The sequence below is a fragment of the Rhodococcus sp. EPR-147 genome, assembly GCF_001647185.1.
Lineage (GTDB): Bacteria > Actinomycetota > Actinomycetes > Mycobacteriales > Mycobacteriaceae > Rhodococcoides.
Window position 1 is genome coordinate 1 of sequence record NZ_LVCU01000465.1, and the last position, 1474, is coordinate 1474.

Here is a 1474-nt window from a genome sequence, read left to right on the forward strand (position 1 = left end):
GGGTAAGTCCCGTGGGGTGGTGGACATTCGGTGAGGCGGCGTAGCCGCAGCTCGGGCGTGTCGTACCCGTGTTGTGGGTGGGCCATCGCGTAGTGATGAACGAGTTACCTCTCACAGTGACTCGACCAAAGGACCACGCGATGACCCACGACCATTCTGCCCTGATCACCCAGCTCGATGCACTCAAGGGTGCAGACCCGGCGTCGGTGTTCGCCGAGCTGATCCGCGCCGGCCTGCAGGCGCTGATCGACGCCGAAGCGACCGAGGTCCTCGGTGCCGGCCGCTACGAGCGGACGGCCGAGCGCACGAACTACCGGAACGGCACCCGCTCGAAGACGGTGTCGACGACCAGCGGAGACGTCGAGATCCAGATCCCGAAGCTGCGCACAGGGTCGTTCTTCCCCAGCCTGCTCGAGCGTCGCCGACGCATCGATCAGGCGTTGTACGCGGTGATCATGGAGGCCTACGTGCACGGAGTGTCGACCCGCAACGTCGACGACCTCGTCGCAGCGTTGGGTGTTGACTCGGGCGTCTCGAAGTCGACTGTGTCGAGAATTTGCCAAGGGCTCGATACGGAGATCGCGCGGTTTCGTGAGCGAACGTTGACCCACACCACGTTTCCGTACGTCTTCCTCGACGCGACGTATTGCAAGGTGCGGATCGGGGCGCATGTGGTCTCGCATGCGCTCGTCGTCGCGACCGGGGTGTCGATCGACGGCACCCGTGAAGTGTTGGGCACCGCGGTCGGGGACAGTGAGTCGTTCGATTTCTGGCGGGAGTTCCTGATCGGGCTCAAGGCGCGGGGGCTGTCGGGGGTGCATCTGGTGATCTCCGATGCGCATGCCGGTTTGAAAGCTGCTGTGGCGCAGCAGTTCACCGGGGCGTCGTGGCAGCGTTGCCGGGTGCATTTCATGCGGAACGTCACTTCCGCGGTGTCGTCGAAGCAGGTGCCTCCGGTGATGGCGGCGATCAAGACGATCTTCGCGCACACCGAGCCGGATGCTGTTGCAGCGCAGTGGGATCAGGTCGCGCAGACGCTCGCCGGGTCGTTTCCGAAGGTGTCGGCGATGATGGACGGTGCGAAGGAAGATGTGCTCGCGTTCCGTGCGTTCCCGAAGTCGCATTGGCAGAAAATCTGGTCGAACAATCCGATCGAACGACTCAACAAGGAGATCAAACGCCGCGCCGATGTCGTGGAGATCTTCCCCAACCCGGCGGCGTTCCTGCGCCTGGCGACCGCGGTGGTGATCGAAGCGCACGACGAGTGGCAAGTGACCCGCCGCTACGTCTCCGACGTGTCGATGGACGAGCTGAGGGTCGTCATCGCCAGGAAGGAACGCGCTGCAGTATCAACCGACACGACCGCTGAGTCGTTGACACCTCAGCTCGAAAGCGCCTAACATACAACACAACTCGTTGATCATGAACCGGATGGTTCACCGATCCGAATTACACCACCCCATGGGGCACTATC

General features: G+C 63.0%; 1 protein-coding gene. It reads left to right on the top strand.

Annotation, left to right across the window (positions count from 1 at the left end; translation table 11 throughout):
- Positions 1-140 precede the first annotated feature (140 nt).
- A complete protein-coding gene (locus A2J02_RS20120) occupies positions 141-1400 on the top strand; it encodes an IS256 family transposase (protein ID WP_068052702.1) in 1260 nt (419 codons plus the stop codon).
- Positions 1401-1474: the final 74 nt, after the last annotated feature.

Bases quoted from the DNA above. Each gene is read 5' to 3' on its own strand.
- A2J02_RS20120 (WP_068052702.1), top strand. From the start codon at position 141: ATGACCCACGACCATTCTGCCCTGATCACCCAGCTCGATGCACTCAAG.